The following is a 15722-nucleotide window of genomic DNA, read 5'->3' as shown; positions in this document are numbered from 1 at the left end:
CCTGATGCTTTTCTAATCCCGCTTTTCGAAAAAAAACGCCCGACAAGTCGGGCGTTCTTCATGAAGGGATTGCTCCCGTGCAGGCTGATCAGGCTGCAGCCATGCCGGTCGGCAGAGCCGACTCGTTCTTTTCGTTGCGGCGACGGCGCAGGGCCATCATGCCCACAAAGGCCAGGCCGCCCAGCATCATGGCGGTGGTGGAGGCTTCCGGTACCGAAGAGGTCAGGGTCAGCAGGCCGCTGTAGGGGCCCTTGCCGGTGACCAGCAGCTCATAGTTGCCAACGGTGAGGCGGCTGGCGTCGATGACATAGGTGGTGTAGGTCTTGCCGTTTAACTGGCTGGAGAGCAGGGTGCTGCCGATGGTGCTGCCCGTCGTCGTGTTCTTGAGCACGAACGTCTGCACGCCACCATTGGTTGAAGTCACGAAGCTGGCATTGATCGTGGCAGACAGATCGCTCAGGTTTGAGATGGCGAACGTATAGACATCACTAAAGCTGTGGCTCGCAGTATAGGTCGCCACGCCAATGGTGGCGCCGCCGCCGCTGACGTCCAGGTTGAAGGTGGTTGCGTGGGCAGCACCGCCCGCCAGGGCCAGTGCCAAAGTGATAGCAGAAGTCGCGAGAAGCTTTTTCATGGGATCAATCCTTAAAGTTTAAGACTATTTATGAAGAGGATTGCGCGTGGCGCTTTCCATTCAAAAACCAAATCAACTCACTTTGATGCTGGATTGCCCTGTGACTTATTTGTGTCGCAGTCAATCTTCTTATTGTCAGAAGTGCAAAAAAAATGCCACCGCCTCCTGGTTTCCCTTACATCTGTAACAAATCATGTGTTGATGTCGGAACTATAACATTTGAATTCATGTGGAAGCAAGAAAAAATGAAGAAAAAAAGTCAACTTTGTCTTTTTTATAACTCAGCGGAAAGCCAGTACAGTAAAGGGATTCAACAATTTCTGCGAGGCACCACTGATGAGTAATGCAGTGTGGAAATGAACTGATCCGTACGGAAATAAAATTATCTTCTTTATAAGAATCGGGCTCGTTTTTTATTATATGAAAATCAATGATTTAGCGTTATTTTTCTCGAGTGTCTGCGGGTGCGGATACGTGCTTTACATCTCCACCTAGGGGAAATTAATTTCTACATTGGAAGTTTTTACAACGCAACTCGCTTATTCTTTGCGCCGTTGAAGTCATCTGATTAGACGGATATGCGAAATAAGTTTCATAAAATTACCCCGTAGAATGGGAAAAGTTGCTGCGAAAGTGGAAAAAGCTAGGCAGCGGCGGTACGTGGGGCGCTTGGTGAAAAGAAAATTCTGCTGCGGCGCACTCCGGGGGTTTTATTTTGTTGAATATTTATTATGATGTGCTTGATAAAAGGCTGCGGGAAAAAGAGATTTTAGGCAACAGATGATGAGAGTTAATTGATTTTGGCTGCGTTATATTGCGATTTAGATATATTTCTAAAAATCAAAATGTGAGGCCGCAATGGGGTAGGGAAGTCTGATGCAGTGCGGTTTGAGTAGGGAGGCCTGAACGCGCTGGTTCATCTTGGGTGAATGAATGCATGGCAGACGGACGTGCTCTCCTACCTGATAGAAATTCCGTTTCGTTTTCTTGCAATGGCTGCGTGATATGCCGTTGCGGCCGTCCCGCCGGGTGAAGGTGTCGGGGTAGGGAGGGGCTTGGGGCTGGTGCAATTTCAGTTGGCAGAGCAATGCGTTCTTTTGGTCGGCGTTTGCACAGAACGGTCTTCGCGAGCGCCAATACGGGGTATCAAATGGGGGAATAACAATGCTAACTACGTCGGGGAATCATCTTTTAACCGTGCAATTCCTGCGCTGTGTCGCGGCGGCGCTGGTGGTCTCGCAGCACGCGGCGCTTGAGCTACGGGCGCGTACAGGGGAGGCGGACCTGCTGTCCTATTGGCACGATCATGGTGGCGTGGGAGTGGACATCTTTTTTGTCATCAGCGGCCTGGTCATGTACCTCTCCACCCGCCGAAAGCCGGCGCCGGCTGACGCCGGGGCGACGGCCGCCTTGTTCTTCCGCCGGCGCCTGATCCGTATCGTGCCCATGTACTGGTTTTACACCTTGTCCAAGGTGGTCATCGTGCTGGTACTGGGATCGAAGGCGTTCGCTGCTGGCCTGCCGTTCTTTTATGTACTTGGATCGCTGTGTTTTTATCCCATGGTTTCCCCCGCTAGCGGCGATATCCTGCCATTGGTGGAATCGGGCTGGACGCTGGGTTTCGAGATGCTGTTCTACGCCGTGCTGGCCACCGTGATCGCCTTGCGCTTGCCGCGCCTGAAAACCGCCACGTTGGTGCTGGCGCTCATCTATCTTGTTGCGCAACTCTTTCCGGACGCAGTCTTGTCCCAGTTTTTCGGCCGTACGGTGCTCTTTGAGTTCCTGCTGGGAATGGGTGTTGCGCGGCTGTGGATGCAATACAAACAGCCGCCAGCCTGGCTTCCGGTCTTGCTGGTCGCGTTCGCAATGGTTGCGCTATTCGTTCATCGGCCGGCGCTTGATCGCTTCGTCGGGCTGGGCATTCCTTCAGCCATGCTGGTGCTTGGCATGGCGTGGATGGAGCGCTTTGCGTGGGTGCGGGCGGCCGCAAGCAAGCTGACTTTGCTGGGCGATGCCTCCTATTCCACCTATCTTGCGCACGGCTTCATCATGCCGGCTGCGGTGATCGGTGGTCTGAAGCTGATGCCGCATTCGTACGGCTTCATTTGCCTTGCCGCCGTGATGGTGGCCACTGCCGCCGGTTGTGTCTCTTATCTGTTACTGGAGAAACCCCTAACCCGCGTCCTTAATGCACGTTTCGGCGGTGCCCAAGTGGTGGCTTCCGGAAGTACCGCGCCAGTGTGATTGCCGCTGATCTCCAGGAGGCGTAGTCGAACAGAATCGGCGCTGCATCGGATTGCAGCGCCGCTTTTTTGCTGTCCGAACGGAACAAAATAACGCGGTTCAGCGGCCCGCAGCCGTTTGCCATAAGCGTGCCAGCTGCTCGCCGCTGTCCTTGAGCAAGCCGGGCGCCTGTGCAATGGCCTCCTGCAGGTTCATCGGTCCAAAGGTGATGGAAAAGCAGCCCGAGAAGCTGGCCTGCAGCTTCTCCAGCGATTTGCGATCGATCCCGCCGGAAAGCAGGGTAGTGGGCACACCTGCGCGGCGCGCACGCTGGCTGGCGATGAAGGGGGCCTTGCCATGCAGGGTCTGGGCATCGCTGCGGCCTTCCCCCGTAATGAGCCAGTCTGCGCCGGCCAGTGCCTCATCCAGCCCGATATGGTCGGCCACGGTTTCGGCGCCGGAGCGGAACTGCGCACCCAGCATCAGCAGCGCATACCCCAGTCCGCCTGCCGCGCCCGCACCAGGCTGGTTGGAAGCGTGATGGCCCAGCGCCTGCTCCAGCACGCCAGCAAAATGTCCCAGGGCCTCATCCAGCAGCGCCACCTGGTCCGGCGTAACACCTTTCTGCGGACCGAACACGGCGGTGGCACCCTCGTCGCCGCACAGAGGATTGTCGACGTCCGACATGGCCACGAAATGCGCCTCCTTGATCCGCGCATCCAGTCCTGATGCATCCACGCGCGTGACACGCTGCAGTTGGGCCGGCACCGGCGCCACGATCTCGCCCGAGGCGTCGAGCAACTTCACGCCCAACGCTGCCAGCAGTCCGGCGCCCCCATCGTTGGTGCTGCTGCCACCGAGCGCGACCAGGAAGCGGCGGGCACCCCGATCGAGGAGCTGCCGGATGGCGTCGCCCACGCCCAGCGTCGTGCGCTCTTCGACGGCCACAGCCGTACCCGCCGCGTCGGTCAGGCCGACGATGGCGGCCGATTCCACCACGGCGCTGCCATCCTTGAGGATGCCCACTGGCGCGGTGCTTTGCTGTCCGGCTGCATTGCGGCAGTCGACCGTCAGGCGTTCGCCGCCTGCATGCATGAGTGCGTCGAGCGTACCTTCGCCGCCATCGGCAATCGGGCAGAGCCGCACCTGGGCATCGGGGAGCGCGGCCTGAATGCCGGCACCAATGGCCGCGGCCACTTCTTCGGCGGAGAGGGAGCCTTTGAATGAATCGGGAGCGATGACAACGACGGGAGCGCGGGGTGCGGAGGCAAGGGTGGTCATGATGAACTGGTTGGGCTGACACCGCGCGCATTGCGGGGCAGGGCGCGCAGAAGGGTCTCGTTTTGTTGTGGTGCCGGAAGATGGTCCGGTTCGGGCTGTTGCCGCGCCATTATATAAGCACTGCCCGGCTCCATTACGGCTGCGCCGGTAGAAGCAGTAGTAACTGCAGGTGAAGATTGGCTCACTTGAATTTGATCGTGAATGAAGCGCGTAACAAAAAGTAAGGGGATTGGATGGCAGAGCGCACACGGGTCATAGTGTCATGTTAGCGTTGTCGCGCCTGAGGAACCCTATCATGAAGCCTCGTCTGCATTTGGCTCTGCTGCTCACTGTATTGCCTGCTTCGTTGCTGCTGGGCGGCTGTGTGGCCGTGCCTGCCAATCCCTACAATGGCGCAGCGGTCTATCCGGCGCAGCCGGTGTATGCGCCGTATTACGCCTATCCCGCTTATCCGGCCTATCCGGCGTATGGATATCCATCGTCCTCCTTCTATTTTGGTTATAGCAGCGGCTGGGGCGGTCATGGACGCTGGCGCTGAATGATGGCGGGTAGTGCAGGGCATGGTTGCGCCTGTATACGGCTCAAAACCGGCTAAAATGGCGCCTTTGTTGATGGGTATGCATGGCAGGGCTGGAGCGGATGGGGCGTATGGGGTGCTCAATCCGGCGCACTGCGGTATTGATCGCAAGCCTCCCACGCGCCGCTGTCTTCACACCGTATGAGCTTTTTCGTTTCTTCGATCCGAACAGATGTCATTTCCCGCTCCCGGCGCCGTACTGCGCTGGGTATTGCTGCGTCCGTGTTGGTGCATGCGGCCTTGTTCATGTTCGTGCGGGACAAGCTGAATCAAGCGCCTCCTCGTCTGGAGTCTCAAGGCCGTCCGGACGCGCCTTTGCAGGTCAGTTTCATCCGTCCGGCTGCACCGGTGGTCAAGCCGGAGCCCCCAAAGCCGGCGCCTGAACCGAAAAAGCATGAACCAGTCCAGAAGAAGCCTGTCGCCAAGCAGGCTCCTCATCACAGTTCGGCCCCGGCGCGCCGGTCCGTACCGCAACGTACGCCGCTTCCGCTAGCACAGGCGCCCAGCAGCAATGCAGCGGCCGCCGCTCCGGCTGCGCCTGCTGAAGATTTCATGGCGTCCATCAACCGCAAGCGCCAGCAGCGGGAAGAGGCCGAGCAGGCCGCCGCCGAAGAAAACGCCGCCGCGCGTGCTGCAGAGAACCCCTCCGCCAATGACATCGCCCGTGCCAACATTGCCTTCCAGGACAGGCGCGGACGCGGTACCAATGGCGTCTTCCAGATCGTGAGCATGGGGCCGCGCGTGGCGCAGTACAGCTTCCGCGGCTGGACCACCGACCAGCGCCGCAGCCAGAGCCAGTTGATCGAAGTGGATGCCGGCTTTGGCGGCAACGTACAACTGGCTGTTGTCAACAGCATGATCGCGTTGATTCGTCGCTACTATCAGGGGGATTTCAATTTCGATTCACAGAAGCTGGGCAGGGTGGTTACCTTGTCGGCGCGGCTGGAAGATACCAAGGGGCTGCAGCATTTCCTGCTTAATGAATTCTTTGGTGGGCGGTGAGTAGTTGGGAGGGCGGTGCGAATGCTTCGGCAGCGCATGCCTCTAAATGATTAAAAATGTTTTGCAGAAACAGTTGATTTAATGGCATAGGCGCTCTATAATCTTTGTCTTCAGTCGGGGCGTAGCGCAGCCTGGTAGCGTACTTGCATGGGGTGCAAGGGGTCGTGTGTTCGAATCACACCGTCCCGACCAATCGAAATACCCACAGGGTAAAGCCTGCGGAAAAACACCGAATCCAGCGATGGGTTCGGTGTTTTTTTTCGTCTGGGCAGTTGTCAGTTGTTGGCTTGCCCGGAAGGCTTGCATCAGGCTCACGCACGCGCGGGCGCATTGCGTAACGTGAGCGCTATCCTCGCGGAGGCCGGGCGTGGACGCAAGAAGGTGGCTTGATTCAGGGTGCCGGACGCGCCTTGGTTCTGGACTTGGACGCAGAACGTCTGGCCAGCCACGCCGAGGCCGCCTTGCGCACCGGTTCGTCATAGAAATGATGCAGCAGCCAAGCCAGCGCTACGAGCAAGCTCAGAATGACAAAGCCGCCCAGTGGTGCATAGGCATCCACCGCGCGTCCCGTCACCGACGCGAAACCGTGCTGGGCGAGCTCGGACAACGGACTGTGCACGATATAGAGCGGATAGGACACGATCCCCAGCACCTTGCAGAGTTTGGCCAGCATGCCGGTGGGCTGAAAACGCATGCCCGCATAGACCAGCAGCGGGAATGCAATAGCAACGGCCAATGTGTCGTACACCTGCAGGATCGATTTGGAGGGGGAGGCGGTCAGCACCAGGCTCATGCCGATAATGGCCAGAATGGCGTGGCGATTGCTGAACGCCATCACTACGCCTTTGCGAAGATACCAGCGGTATAGCACTACCCCGGCGGCAAAGGAGAAGCCCACCCGCAAGAAACTGACGTAATACGTGCGTTGGTAGAATCCTGCGTCGAAGTTGTGGGCGGGCCAGTAAATCGTGAAAGAGACCAGTCCCAGCAGGCAGAACGCCATGATCCCGAGCAACACGCGGTTGCTGAGAGCCTTCGTTTTCCAGCCATAGAGCAGATTGATGATCAGCTCGGAGGATAGCGACCAGGCCGGACCATTCAGAGGAAACAGCGTATTGGTGTACAAGGCGGGCAGCAACAGTAGCCCGAACGTAGCAGCCACCAGGGTATGGCCCTTGTAGGGCATGGCGTCGGCCAGTGAGGCAATGATGCCCACGCACATCCCGAGGAAGTACAGGGGATAGAGCCGCAGAAGCCGGATCTTGATGAAAGTGGCAAGAGGCATGCCGTTCTGCAGCTTGGCTTCATAGGAGCGGGCCAGGACTGCGCCACTCAGGAGGAAAAAAAGATCCACCGAGAGATAGCTGGAGAAGAAGGGATTGCCGCCAAAATAGGGAAGCGTATGTCGCAACACGACGAGGATCGCGGCAATACCCCTGAATCCGTCGAGCGTGAGGAAGTGATCTTTGTTGTTCATGCGCTTCCCAAGAAGATGAGAGTTAACTTTTGGATAAGATCGAGAATAACCCATAACGGCCGCTTGTTGCAGCGTATCATTCCAAATATTCCGGGTAAATCATGAGGCTCGCCCTGTGTGGACGTCAGGCCCAAGGGCGGCACGTAGCGCATGAACAAAAAAGCATCGGATACATTTCGATATCCGGTGCTTTTTCCAACGTGTTACGTTGCATGTTGTCGGTGGTCGGGAGGGGGGGACTCGTCCAGCGGAGGTGGCGTTAGGCAATCGAAATGCTTAACTGCGCTCATCGCCTAACGATCTGCCCCATTTCCTGCCGCCTTCTGCGGATTGCGGATCAGCTTCACCCATTCCGAGGCAGCTTTCTCTGCACCCCTCCCCGATAAATGGCAGCCATCCGATCTGTCCTCTGGTCCGATCAGGTCGGTATTGGGGCCCAGGTACACATTCTTGAGCCGGGTGACCGCCCGCTGGCTGTCCAGAATCTCACGGGAGGAAGGGAGTGGACAGTAGGCGGACGCCTGTGCCACGAAGAAGCGTGCATTCGGGAAATAGCGCTGGGTCAGCTGGATGATCTCGGTCAGGCCGGCCTCGTAATCACGATAGGCATTATTGTTGTCGATCTCGCCCTGGTGCCAGAAGAAATGGGTCACGTTCAGACCCTGTTTCTGTGCGTCCTGCAGTCGCATTTCCAGCATGCTGTTAAGTGCGCCGCCATTACGCCACTGTTGCACGGAGCTGCCGCCTACGCCTGCTGAGATCAGGATGACCTGATCTGCGAGGCTCTGGCTGATGATCTTGTTGGCCATGGTCGTCCATTGGCTGCCGCCGTTGCCGGTGGCGCCCAACAGCGGATCAGCGGCCTTGTAATAGCGGCCGTTGAAATAGTTCACTACCTACCCGGTGGCGGCCTGGTTGCGCTCGCCGGTACTGTTGGCTGAATTGCTCTGTCCAAAGGTGAACACGACCATGCTCTTGTCCGTGAGGACCGGAGCCGGCACGGTTACCTTGGACGAATCGCTGACCAGCTGGTCCAGTTCGTTGTTCTGCGTGTGGACGTAGCCGTAAGACAGGGTTGATGGCGGTATGAAGTGGCGCTTTATCTTGACCACGAAGCCGAAGAGCTGATTCTGGCTCAGGGCGGACTGAATACCGGCGACCAGCATGATCATGCAAACCAGCCCGAACAAGCCGACCAGAAATGCATATTTGAGCGCCTGCGCGCCCGCTTGTTTTTTGTCCATCCTCTCCCCCCGGAGTTGCGTGGATACGGCAGTTCGTCCAGCCACGGGCTTGCCATTTCCTTCATCAAGCATCTTCTGGTGTTGTTGCAAATGCATCGCTTAGAAGATGTCGAAACTTTAACATTCAGTCTGTGCATCCGCAATAAAAAGAGTCGGGATTTGGTCCCTGCGTCGACATGTGGAAGTGCTTAAGGACTGGCCAGCACGGCGTGGCGAGTAAGTGATGCATGAGCCGATCTTGCATTGTTGCAATGCCGCAAAGAAAATCTGCCGCTGTGAGTGGAGTTGGCAACTACACAATCAAATGCGGTACATCAGATTGCTTCGCGTCCAATATTGCCCACAGATGGTCGGCCGTGTAAGATTGGCAACTCTAATGATGCGGCGCAAAAAAAATCGTGCTGCTTGACCGTAGGATCTCTCCTGCTAGAGGGGGGGCAGGTCAGCGGCGACAAGTGGCCACAGTACGGCAGATCGAGAGAAGAAAGAGCAAGCGTCACGACCCTGTGCGGCATGAACCAAGCGGACCTGGCCTGGCGGATACATCGAAGACACCGCAGGCAACGGACACCGCTGGCGTGCATGATCTGCAGCGCCGGTCACCACGACGCTTCAAACTCTCCACCATTTGAAAATGTCAACGGGAGCCTATGTGAAAGTGCTAGTGCTGGGAGCAACCGGATTCATCGGACAGAGGCTGGTAGCGCGCTTGCGCGACAGCGGCTGGGCTACACCGGTATTGGCTGGCCGCCGTGCCCCCGTGGCCCGTAGCGACGGCCTGGAATTCCGCCACGTCGATACTCTGGATGCCGGCAGCCTGCGCCAGGCACTTGGCGATGTCGATGCCGTGGTCAACTGCGTGGCGGGCGAGGGCGATGCGATCGCCAGAGGCGCGCAACTGCTGGTCGAGGCCGCCTTGCAGACTTCCCGTCCGCGCATCGTGCACATGAGTTCCATGGCGGTCTATGGCCGCCAGGAGGGCAGCCTGGACGAAAACAGTCCGCTCGATCCCGGCGCCAGCTGGTACGCCCAGGCCAAATGCCAGGCCGAGGTGCATATGAGCGCCTATGCCGAGGCAGGCCAGTCGCTGGTGATGCTGCGTCCGGGTTGCGTGCATGGCCCCGGCAGCGACATGTGGGTGGGACAGATGGCCCGCCTGCTGGTGGCCGGCAGAGTGGGCGACCTCGGCGCGATGGGGCAGGGCTGGTCCAATCTGGTCCACGTCGATGATGTCTGCGCAGCCGTGCTGCTGGCCCTGCAATATGCGCCCCAGGCGAATGTTGCGGCTGGTGCTGCAGCGGTCTTCAACCTGGCCGGCGAGGACAGTCCGCGCTGGAATCAGTATTTCGCCGATCTGGCCCAGGCTATCGGGGCGGGGCCGGCGGCCAAGATATCGCCCCTTCGTCTCAAGCTCGATGCCCAGCTCGGCACGGTGCTGATCCGCGTGCTGCAGCGGCTGGCGCACAAGGCCGGCGCATCGGGCAAGCGCCTGCCGGTGGCGCTGTCGCCGTCTTTCCTGCGGCTGTGGCAACAGGATTTGCGCATCGATGGTCAGCGTGCGCGCACCGTGCTGAAATTTGCGCCCCGTCCTTATGCACAAGGCCTGGCTGAATCGGCCCAGTGGGCCCTGGATCAAGGAATTGGAACCGCGCGGGCCGCTGCATGATCAATGCCTGCGTCGCCCGTTGGCATCCCCTCACGTCCCCCTCAACCCTGCTTGCCACCATTCAATGAGAATAGCCTACCTGACCAGTATCTACGCGCGTGCCAGCGATACCTTCATCCGCAACGAAGTTCTGGAATTGCGTCGCCGCGGTCATGAAGTGCATACCTTTTCGATCCGGCGTGAAGCGGGTGACGCCGCCGTCAGTGCGGACGTCAAGAGCGAGCAAGCCAGCACCGATTACATCCTCGAAAACGGCCTGCCGCGTCTGCTGCTCGCAGCCTTTGCGACCTTGCTGCGTTCGCCCGGACGCGTGCTGGAGGTGCTGAAGCTGGCGCGCCGTACCCGTGCATCCGGCCTGCGGCCCGCCTTGCTGCATGTCCTGTACCTGATCGAGGCCTGCTACCTGGCGCGCCGCCTGCAGGAGCAGAACATCCAGATCCTGCACAACCACATCGCCGAAAACTCGGCCACCGTGGCCATGTATGCCTCCATGCTTTCCGGCATTCCCTACAGCATGACGGTGCACGGGCCGGGCATCTTCTTTCATCCGGTGGCCTGGGCGCTGGGCGAGAAGGTGCAGCGCTCGGCTTTCACGGCCACCATCACGCATTTCTGCAAGAGCCAGTGCATGCTGTTTTCCGAGGTGGAGGCATGGCCGCGCCTGAACGTGGTGCGTTGTGGCGTGGGGCCCGCCTTTGAAGATGCGCCGGCCTTGCCGATTCCGGAGGTGCCGCGCCTGGTGTTCGTCGGGCGCCTGTGCGCAGAAAAGGGTGTGCCGCTGCTGATCGAAGCGGTCACCCGCCACGTCAATGCCGGCAAGCCCTGCGAACTGGTACTGGTGGGCGATGGCCCCTTGCGTCCCTTCATCGAGAAAGCCATGGCCGGCGGGCCACTGGCCAACGTGATCCGCATCCTCGGCTGGAAGAGCAGCGCGGAAGTGCGTGCCGAAATCGAGCGCAGCCGCGCGCTGGTGTTGCCCAGTTTTGCAGAGGGTTTGCCGGTGGTGGTGATGGAAGCGCTGGCCTTGTCGCGTCCGGTCATCAGCACACGCATTGCCGGTATTCCCGAACTGGTGGAGAACGGCGTCAACGGCTGGGTGGTCGCGCCTGGCTCGGTGGATGAACTGGTCACGGCCATCGATGAGGTGACCTCGGCGTCCGTCGAACGCTTGCAGGAGATGGGCCAGCACGGTGCACAGGCCGTCCGCCAGAAGCATCACCTGGGGACCGAAGTCAGCAAGTTGGAGCAGCTGTTTGCGGCCCACGGCCGCCAGCAGGCTTGAGAACGAGGAGTGACAGATTGATCCGATATCTTTCTGATTGCGAATCTGCCAGCCTGCAGGATTATCCGGTTTGCGTGGTCGGCAGTGGCCCTGGCGGTCTCAGTCTGGCGGTGGCGCTGGCGCGCAAAGGCCAGCGGGTGTTGCTGGTCGATGGCGGCGACTGGCGGGAGGAGCAGGTCGACGATGACGCCTACCAGGGCAGCGCCGCTGCGCCGCATCCGGCAACGACTGAATACCGCCGCCAGCGTTTCGGCGGCACCACCCACCTTTGGGGGGGGCGCTGCGTGCCGCTGGACCCGGCCGACTTCGCCGCGCGCAGCCACGTGCCGCTCAGCGGCTGGCCGATTTCCTATGAAGAATATGCCCGCTACCTGCCAGCCGCGATGGAGTACTGCGACGCCGGCGCAGCGGACTTTTCGCCGGCCAGCTTGGCCGGAGGCAATGGGCCGATGTTTTCGGAGCTGCCGCAGCTGGGTGAGGCGCTCACCGAATACATCGAGCGCTACAGCCTGCCCACCGACTTCGCTGCCAAGTTCGCCGAGGAACTGAAAGCCTCGGATCGTGTGACGGTGCTGCTGCGTGCGCGGTGCACGCGGCTGGTGGCCAATGCGGACGGTTCGCGCATCGAATCCATCGTGCTTCACGACGGCCAGCAAGAGGTGATGGTGCGGGCGGGCCAGATCGTCCTGGCCGGCGGCGCCATCGAGGCCACGCGCCTGCTGCTGTGTACCCGTGAGCAGGTGCCCGCCTGGCAGCGTTTCGATGGCAGCCTGGGCCGCTATTACGCGTGCCACTTCGATCTGATCTTCGGGGAGATGCGCCTGAAGGGCGAGAAGCCGCGCTTCCGTTTCCAGAAGACCCAGGATGGCGTCTATGCCCGCCGCAAATTGCAGTTCACCCCGCAATGGCAAAACCAGCTGGGCTTGCTCAACTCCACCTTGCGGCTGCATTTTCCTTCCTATGCCGATCCGGGGCATGGCAGCGGTGTGCTCTCGGCGATTTATCTCGCCAAGTCGGTCCTGCCTTCGGAGCACCAGGACATTCTCAATCACGGCAGCCAGAGTCCGGTTAACGATCCGCGCCGGCTGGCGCACCTGCGCAACGTGATGCTCGATGCTGGTTCGGTGTTCGGGTTTGCCTACGACATGCTGGTCAAGCGCAAGCTGGCCAAGCGCAAGCTGCCTTATACGCTCATCCCCAACCGCAATGGCAGCTACCCGCTGGAATTCAACAGCGAGCAGGTGAGCGATGCCGGCAATCGCATCTGCCTGCTCGACGCCACTGATCGTTACGGCATGCGCCGTGTGGATGTGCAGTGGCGTCTTACGGCGCAGGACATCGAATCGGGCATCCAATCCTTCATGACCATGCAATCGCTGCTGGCCAAGACCCGCAATTGCCGCCTGGACTTCGATCCGGGGGAACTGAGGGAGCAGGTCACGCGCGCCTTGCCGGTGGGCGGGCACCATATCGGCAGCACGCGCATGGGGAAGTCTGCACACGACAGCGTGGTCGATACCGACTGCCGGTTGCACGGCGTGGAGAACCTGCTGGTACTCAGTTCCTCGGTGTTTCCGACCAACGGTCACGCCAATCCGACCTTGAGCATCGTGGCCATGGCCTTGCGGATGGCAGAGCATTTGCACAGATGATCCGCGTGGTGCACGGCCAGGAGGCAGCAGCAACAGCAGGGTTCATCCATTCATTTCAAACAGGCGCTCATCTGGGGGCGCTGGACTAAACCGGGGGTAGGTGATGAGTGCAACGATCCAAACGCAGTACCAGAACCAGCCAAAGATAGAAGAGCTGGAGAGTATCCGCGGCATGGCCGCGTTATTGGTGGTCTTCTACCATATTCCGAACTGGAATCCGCTGTTTGACCTGGGCATCGTGCGCAGTGGCTATCTGATGGTCCACCTGTTCTTCGTGCTGTCGGGTTTCGTGATCTACAGCGCCTATGCCGCCAGGATCGGCAGCGCGAAGGATCTGGCGAGGTTCCAGTTCCTGCGCTTCGGACGGCTTTATCCGGTGCATCTGGTGTTCCTGCTGGTGTATGTGTTGTTCGAAGTCGCCAAGTACATCAGCCAGGCCAAGCTGGGCATCGTCAGTCCGAACTCGCAGCCTTTCCGCGAAAACAGTCTGACTGCTCTGGTGCAGCAGATCTTCCTGGTCCAGGCCATTGGTCCCGCCGGACATCCGACCACCTTCAATACGCCGGCCTGGTCCATCAGCGTTGAGTTCTATACGTATCTGATCTTCGGCGCTATCGTGCTGTTGCTGCCCAGGATGAAGAACGTGCTGTTTTCCTTGCTGGCACTGGCGGCCTTGCTGATGCTCGCCACCAATGCTACGTTTGGTTTCAGCGATATGCTCAAGTGCCTGGCAGGGTTCTTCATCGGCTGCCTGACCGCTTATACCGTCCCTCGCATGCGACTGGCGTTGCCGCGTGCACTGTCCCTGATCGTGTTTGCCGCTATTATCGCGTTTCTTCAGGTGAAGACGTCAGAACAGTATGATCTGGTGATCTACTTGTTGAGTGCCGTCCTCATCGCCAGCATCGTCACGGTGAAGGACGGTTACCTCAATCGCCTGCTCAACCTCAAGGCGCTCACCTGGCTGGGCTCCGTCTCCTATGCCGTCTACATGTCGCACGTCTCGGTGATCTGGATCCTGAGCCAGGTCATGCGTGTGATCCTGAAAAAGCCGGAGGTCATGATGGGCGGCAGAAGCACGCCCCAGCTTTCGACTGTGGAAGTCATCGTTGCGTGGGTGGTTTTGGTGGCGATCGTGCTCGCCATTTCCGCATTGGTCTATCGTTTCATTGAAACCCCAATGCGTGCCCGGTCACGCCGATTTGCGGAACAACGGCTGAAATAGTACGGAAAAGACGGCCTTGAAGCAGGTTACATAAACACACAATTTCACGTCCGCCCACCCATGGCCGAGCTCGTTATCTGATCACCACCTCGGTGGCTACCGGCATTCACCCGCGCCGGCACATCCCGCCAAACAAGATCAGGAGCACTAGCATGAAATCCCTCGTATTGATACCGGCGCTGGCCGCAGCCTTTGGCCTGAGCGGCTGCGTGGTCACCCCGCCCACGGTGCGGCCGGCCTATGTGGCCCAGCCGGCCTACGTCGCGCCGCCGGGCGTGGTGTACGTGCAGCCGACCTATGCCTCGCCCGGTCCGGGCTGGGTCTGGGAATATCACTCCTACTATGGCTGGGGCTGGCACCACCCTCACTACGGCTGGCATCGCGGCTGGCGGTAATCCTGCCCGTGCGGCATGCGCAGAGGCAAAAACAGCGGCTTGGCCGCTGTTTTTATTTCGCTGTGACAATGCTCTGTCAGGTCATCCCGGCTGGCGCAACTCCAGCGTCAGGTGGCGCAGTTCGCTTACGGTGGCGAGTTTTTCACGTAGTTGCGCTTCCTGGATGGCAGGGCCGGCTGACACGCTGACGATAGCCGCCCGCGCCGCCGGGCCGATGCGCCAGACATGCAAATCCTCGATCTGCACCGGCTCATCCTCGAGCGCCTGCTCGATGCGCGCCGCCACTTGCGCATCGGTCACATCCAGCAGCACGACCGCGCTGGCGCGCAACAGGCTGTAGGACCAGCGTGAGATCACCACCGCGCCGACCACGCCCGTGAGCGGGTCCAGCCAGGTCCAGCCGAGGTAGAGCCCTGCCAGCAGCGCGGCAATGGCCAGCACCGAGGTGAGGGCATCGGCCACCACATGCAGGTAAGCCGAGCGCAGGTTGTTGTCGTGGCCGTCATGGTGATGGCCGTGGTGGTCATGCCCATGCCCGTGGTCTTCATGGCCATGATGCGCATGCGCAGCCTCATGGGCGTGCCCGTGTTCATGGCCATGATGCCCCTCCATCAGCAGCAAGGCACTGGCGATGTTGACGATCAGCCCGACCACCGCAATCGGAATGGCCTCGCCAAAATCCACTGCGGTGGGGCTGGCCAGGCGCCACAGGGATTCGCCGCCGATGCCCACGGCAATCACCGCCAGCACCAGCGCCGAGGCAAAGCCGGCCAGGTCGCCGACCTTGCCGGTACCAAAGCTGAAACGGCCATCCTGCGCGTGGCGGCGCGCGAAGACGTAGGCGCCGGCCGCAATGGCCAGGGCACCCGTGTGCGTGGCCATATGGAAGCCATCGGCCAGCAGGGCCATGGATCCGGTGAGTGTGCCGACCGCGATCTCGGCCACCATCATTATCGCCGTCAAGGCCACTACCCACAGCGTGCGGCGGGTGTTACGGTCATGGTTGGCGCCCAGGTAGATGTGCTCGTGGCGGTAGCTGGCGGGACTGTTCATGAGGACTCCTT

The 15722-nt window shown here is 59.9% G+C and carries 14 protein-coding genes and 1 tRNA gene; 9 read left to right on the top strand and 6 right to left on the bottom strand.

The window, feature by feature from the left end:
- Positions 1-88: 88 nt before the first annotated feature.
- Positions 89-634 carry an FxDxF family PEP-CTERM protein gene (locus tag ACVC5H_RS15420; RefSeq protein WP_489618707.1) on the bottom strand — a complete coding sequence of 182 codons (546 nt, stop codon included), beginning with the start codon at positions 632-634 and terminating at the stop codon, positions 89-91.
- 1197 nt (positions 635-1831) lie between these two features.
- Between ACVC5H_RS15420 and ACVC5H_RS15415 the strand changes: the two genes are divergently transcribed.
- Positions 1832-2878, top strand: a complete 1047-nt coding sequence (locus ACVC5H_RS15415; RefSeq protein WP_489618706.1) for an acyltransferase family protein — start codon at positions 1832-1834, stop codon at positions 2876-2878.
- A gap of 99 nt (positions 2879-2977) precedes the next feature.
- Here the strand turns inward: ACVC5H_RS15415 and ACVC5H_RS15410 are convergent, their stop codons facing one another.
- On the bottom strand, positions 2978-4138 hold the full coding sequence (locus tag ACVC5H_RS15410) for a glycerate kinase (protein ID WP_489618705.1): 1161 nt from the start codon (positions 4136-4138) through the stop codon (positions 2978-2980).
- A 295-nt stretch (positions 4139-4433) separates the two neighbouring features.
- Between ACVC5H_RS15410 and ACVC5H_RS15405 the strand changes: the two genes are divergently transcribed.
- The 3 genes from ACVC5H_RS15405 to ACVC5H_RS15395 all read left to right on the top strand — a co-directional run bounded on the left by ACVC5H_RS15405 (position 4434) and on the right by ACVC5H_RS15395 (position 5909).
- The gene (locus ACVC5H_RS15405) at positions 4434-4676 is read left to right on the top strand and encodes a hypothetical protein (RefSeq protein ID WP_489618704.1); all 243 of its coding nucleotides are present in this window, start codon (positions 4434-4436) and stop codon (positions 4674-4676) included.
- Positions 4677-5267: 591 nt separating this feature from the next.
- The gene (locus ACVC5H_RS15400; protein ID WP_489618703.1) at positions 5268-5717 is read left to right on the top strand and encodes a hypothetical protein; all 450 of its coding nucleotides are present in this window, start codon (positions 5268-5270) and stop codon (positions 5715-5717) included.
- Positions 5718-5832: 115 nt separating this feature from the next.
- A tRNA-Pro gene (locus ACVC5H_RS15395) sits at positions 5833-5909 on the top strand.
- A gap of 199 nt (positions 5910-6108) precedes the next feature.
- Here the strand turns inward: ACVC5H_RS15395 and ACVC5H_RS15390 are convergent.
- From ACVC5H_RS15390 to ACVC5H_RS15380, 3 genes are all read right to left on the bottom strand, one after another.
- Positions 6109-7194, bottom strand: coding sequence for an acyltransferase family protein (locus tag ACVC5H_RS15390; protein ID WP_489618702.1), 1086 nt, complete (start codon positions 7192-7194; stop codon positions 6109-6111).
- 293 nt (positions 7195-7487) lie between these two features.
- Complete coding sequence (locus tag ACVC5H_RS15385; RefSeq protein ID WP_489618701.1) at positions 7488-8087, bottom strand: sialate O-acetylesterase; 600 nt, start codon at positions 8085-8087, stop codon at positions 7488-7490.
- A gap of 3 nt (positions 8088-8090) precedes the next feature.
- A complete protein-coding gene (locus ACVC5H_RS15380; RefSeq protein ID WP_489618700.1) occupies positions 8091-8438 on the bottom strand; it encodes a hypothetical protein in 348 nt (115 codons plus the stop codon).
- A gap of 652 nt (positions 8439-9090) precedes the next feature.
- Here ACVC5H_RS15380 and ACVC5H_RS15375 point away from each other — a divergent pair.
- The 5 genes from ACVC5H_RS15375 to ACVC5H_RS15355 all read left to right on the top strand — a co-directional run bounded on the left by ACVC5H_RS15375 (position 9091) and on the right by ACVC5H_RS15355 (position 14658).
- On the top strand, positions 9091-10104 hold the full coding sequence (locus ACVC5H_RS15375) for an NAD-dependent epimerase/dehydratase family protein (protein ID WP_489618699.1): 1014 nt from the start codon (positions 9091-9093) through the stop codon (positions 10102-10104).
- Positions 10105-10168: 64 nt separating this feature from the next.
- A complete protein-coding gene (locus ACVC5H_RS15370) occupies positions 10169-11386 on the top strand; it encodes a glycosyltransferase (protein ID WP_489618698.1) in 1218 nt (405 codons plus the stop codon).
- A gap of 17 nt (positions 11387-11403) precedes the next feature.
- Complete coding sequence (locus tag ACVC5H_RS15365) at positions 11404-13038, top strand: GMC oxidoreductase (protein ID WP_489618697.1); 1635 nt, start codon at positions 11404-11406, stop codon at positions 13036-13038.
- A 103-nt stretch (positions 13039-13141) separates the two neighbouring features.
- Complete coding sequence (locus tag ACVC5H_RS15360; protein ID WP_489618696.1) at positions 13142-14263, top strand: acyltransferase family protein; 1122 nt, start codon at positions 13142-13144, stop codon at positions 14261-14263.
- Positions 14264-14415: 152 nt separating this feature from the next.
- On the top strand, positions 14416-14658 hold the full coding sequence (locus tag ACVC5H_RS15355) for a hypothetical protein (RefSeq protein WP_338719238.1): 243 nt from the start codon (positions 14416-14418) through the stop codon (positions 14656-14658).
- An 81-nt stretch (positions 14659-14739) separates the two neighbouring features.
- On the opposite strand, the gene dmeF is transcribed toward ACVC5H_RS15355, so the two are convergent.
- Positions 14740-15711, bottom strand: a complete 972-nt coding sequence (dmeF, locus tag ACVC5H_RS15350; RefSeq protein ID WP_489618695.1) for a CDF family Co(II)/Ni(II) efflux transporter DmeF — start codon at positions 15709-15711, stop codon at positions 14740-14742.
- Positions 15712-15722: the final 11 nt, after the last annotated feature.

The organism is Herbaspirillum sp. Her3 (assembly GCF_057961275.1).
Note: the sequence above shows the minus strand (reverse complement) of the source record. Positions and strands in the feature narration are given on the sequence as shown.